Raw genomic sequence first — 3,090 nt, 5'->3', positions numbered from 1 at the left:
GGATGCGTCGGAAAGAAACCCGTGCCGTGGGCCGGGCGCTAGGCAATTTGGTTCGGACTTAGGGCTTAGGCGATTTCCAGGAAAAGACATACCTGTAGGATGGGTAGAGCGAAGCGAAACCCATCACCCTGTGTCCGGCTCGATGGGTTTCGCGAGTACGCTCCACCCATCCTACATCCAGATCAACGGTGACAAGCATTTTCGGAAATCGCCTTAGGTCGATGCGGTGCCCGGCTTTGGCCCGCCCGGCTTGCCGCCGTCGTGGCGAGTCAGCGCGGATTTAACCTGACCGATGAAATCGCCCCACAAAAAATCCGAGAAGCGCATCCCGGCGTGATGGCGCTGATTGATAATGTCGGCGAAATCCTTGACCTCCCAGCCCTCGCCGTAGGAATCCACCACCTTCACGGACTTAATTTTATGTTTTGCCCAAGCGGCGATGTCGGAATTCGCTTGGGTCAGAAAACACTCGTAGAACTCGCTTTGTGCCAGCCTGATTTGATTGCCGCCATCATCCCGCAGCCGGTGCCTGAACATTTGCCCATCATACGTGTCGATGAGGACGCTACGCAGCGTGGTGGGTTCCATGCCGGAATTGACGATATATAGGCCAAGCCGGTATCCCACCAATTCATTGGCGTCCAGATAAGTATTGGCGACAGCGGAAATCCCCTTTTGCTTATGGGCCATATAAAGGGAAACGCATAGGCTGATACCCGACACAATCAATGCGATATGTGAAATATCCATGCTCATAGGTATTTTATTTAATCATCTGGTCGTGGATGGTGGGCTTGCTCAAGCCAGAATGCTTGCCTAGCCAATTGTTTCTAAACATAGCAGGCATCATTTCTATTTTTGAGAAACAGGCCACAGTTTGGCGAATTGACTTAGGCCGAATTCTGGCGCGGGGCGTCCAGCCCCATTATCGGATGGGCAATATTCGCCTGGATTGTCATAAACCACGGACTATTGGCCGCAAAATCGCCTCACTATGGGCCATGGTTTTCATACGGTTATTTAATTGAATTTCAAGCTTTCGGGAGACATTAAATGCGCAATATCAAGCCGTTCCTGAGCGATTTCTGGGGGCTCGCCAAACCCTACTGGTGGGGATCGGATCGTCGGGCGGGGTTGATCCTGCTGGCGGCCATCGTCGCCATCAGCCTGCTCTTGGTGTACCTCAGCGTCCGGCTCAACACCTGGAACGGCGACTTCTTCAACGCGCTACAGAACAAGGACCAGCCGGCCTTCTGGCGGCTGCTGGGCGAGTGGTGCGTGATCGTGTTGATCTACGTGGTGTTCGGGCTGGGGCAACTGTATTTGCAGTTGTGGCTGCGCATCCGCTGGCGGGAATGGCTGACGGCCCGGTTCATCGAGCGCTGGCTGAGCCATCGGGCCTATTACCGCATCCAGCTGCTTGACACCGCCACCGACAACCCCGACCAGCGCATCGCCGAAGACCTCCGCGAGTTCGTCGATATTACCCTGACGCTCAGCCTCGGCTTCCTGAACCAGCTCGTCACCCTGGGCTCGTTCATCGCCATCCTGTGGGAATTGTCGGGCAGCGCGGTCGTTGGCGGCGTCGAGATTCCCGGCTACATGGTGTGGGTCGCCCTGCTCTACGCCATCGTGGGCACCGGCCTGACCCATGTGATCGGGCGGCGCTTGATCGGGCTGACCTTCGAGCAACAGCGCTGCGAGGCGGACTTCCGGTTCGGTCTGGTCCGGTTCCGCGAGAACACCGAGGCGGTGGCGCTGTACCAAGGCGAGGCCGACGAGCGGCGCGGCTTCCTCTCGGCGTTCGGGCAGGTGGTGAAAAACTGGCGGCGCTTGATGACGGTGCGGAAGAACGTCTACGCGATGACCACCTTTTACAGCCTCGCCGCCAATGTCTTCCCGATGCTGGTGGCGGCGCCGCGCTATTTCTCCGGGGCCATTCAATTGGGCGGCCTGATGCAGATCAGCGGCGCATTCGGGCAGGTGCAGGGGGCGCTCAGCTTTTTCGTGGACAGCTACACCCAACTGGCCGAGTGGCGGGCGGTGGTGGACCGGCTGACCAGCTTCGAGCAAGCGATGGACGAAGCGGAGCGGGCCGCGCTGGAATCGCCCGGCATCGTTTCAGTCGTGACCACAGGCATGGAAATGAATGCGGAAAACCTCCAACTCGCCCTGCCCACGGGCCGGGTGCTGGCCGAGGCCGTGAACCTGGGCGTCCAGCCCGGCGAGCGGGTGCTGGTGTCGGGACCGTCGGGCTCGGGCAAATCCACCTTGTTCCGGGCGCTGGCGGGGGTGTGGCCGTTCGGCGCGGGCCGCGTGGAGACGCCAGCGGGAGCGCGGACGCTGTTCCTGCCGCAGCGGCCTTATTTGCCCATCGGCACCGTGGCCGACGTGCTGCGCTATCCCGACCGGGGCAACGGGGCGGACGAGGCCGCGCTGGCCGAGGTTCTCGCCGAGGTGGGACTGGCCCATTTGGTGCCCGCGCTGGATGAGTCCGCCCATTGGGCGCAACGCCTGTCGGGCGGCGAGCAGCAGCGCATCGCCATTGCGCGGGCCTTGGTGATTAAGCCGGATTGGCTGTTTCTCGACGAAGCCACTTCCGCCATCGACGAGGCGGGCGAGGCCAAGCTTTACGCGCTGCTGGCGGAGCGGCTGGCCGACACGGCCATCGTGTCCATCGGCCACCGCGCCAGTTTGCGGCGATTCCACGGGCGGGAACTGCGGTTTGAGCGGGGGGCGGTTGGCGAGGTGGGCGGGGTGTTTGAAGAGGCTGTGGCCGTGGCTTAATCGCCATGCCGGGATAGCATCCCTTGGAAGGATGTTATCCCTGGCCTGTCGCGGATGGTTATTAGACATGTTCCCGACCTAAGTTGCTGTTTTTAATGACAGTTTAAAGTTCCAGAGGCCAGCCCCAATATAAATGAAGGTATCTAACAAATGCGACAGATTGTTTCTTGAGCGATGCAACAAACTATGAAGGCATTTCATCCCGCCAATGGCGTGCTCAACAATGACTCGGGTTTTCGCAAGTTTTCGATTATGTTTTTTCTGGGCTGGCGTTAGTTCTGGATTAGGGTTCGCTTTGGACTT

Annotated in this window: 3 protein-coding genes; 1 reads left to right on the top strand and 2 read right to left on the bottom strand. The window is 59.3% G+C overall.

What is annotated here, in order from left to right; translation table 11 throughout:
• Positions 1-213: 213 nt before the first annotated feature.
• Positions 214-690: a hypothetical protein gene (locus tag ACXWUF_RS21250; protein WP_458497498.1), complete on the bottom strand. Its 477-nt coding sequence runs from the start codon at positions 688-690 to the stop codon at positions 214-216.
• A 363-nt stretch (positions 691-1,053) separates the two neighbouring features.
• Between ACXWUF_RS21250 and ACXWUF_RS21245 the strand changes: the two genes are divergently transcribed.
• On the top strand, positions 1,054-2,787 hold the full coding sequence (locus ACXWUF_RS21245) for an ABC transporter ATP-binding protein/permease (protein ID WP_458497497.1): 1,734 nt from the start codon (positions 1,054-1,056) through the stop codon (positions 2,785-2,787).
• Between the two features lie 78 nt (positions 2,788-2,865).
• Here ACXWUF_RS21245 and ACXWUF_RS21240 read toward each other — a convergent pair.
• Positions 2,866-3,090 (bottom strand): transposase family protein (locus tag ACXWUF_RS21240; RefSeq protein WP_458497496.1); only part of this gene is annotated, 225 nt, incomplete at its 5' end.

It is taken from the genome of Methylomagnum sp. (assembly GCF_054333355.1).
The sequence above is the reverse complement of the archived record's forward strand: the minus strand, read 5'-3'. Positions and strand labels throughout refer to the sequence as shown.

What these genes read in the sequence shown, in the direction of transcription:
- ACXWUF_RS21245 (WP_458497497.1), top strand. Translation starts at nt 1,054, where the DNA reads ATGCGCAATATCAAGCCGTTCCTGAGCGATTTCTGGGGGCTCGCCAAA.
- ACXWUF_RS21250 (WP_458497498.1), bottom strand. Translation starts at nt 690, where the DNA reads ATGGCCCATAAGCAAAAGGGGATTTCCGCTGTCGCCAATACTTATCTG.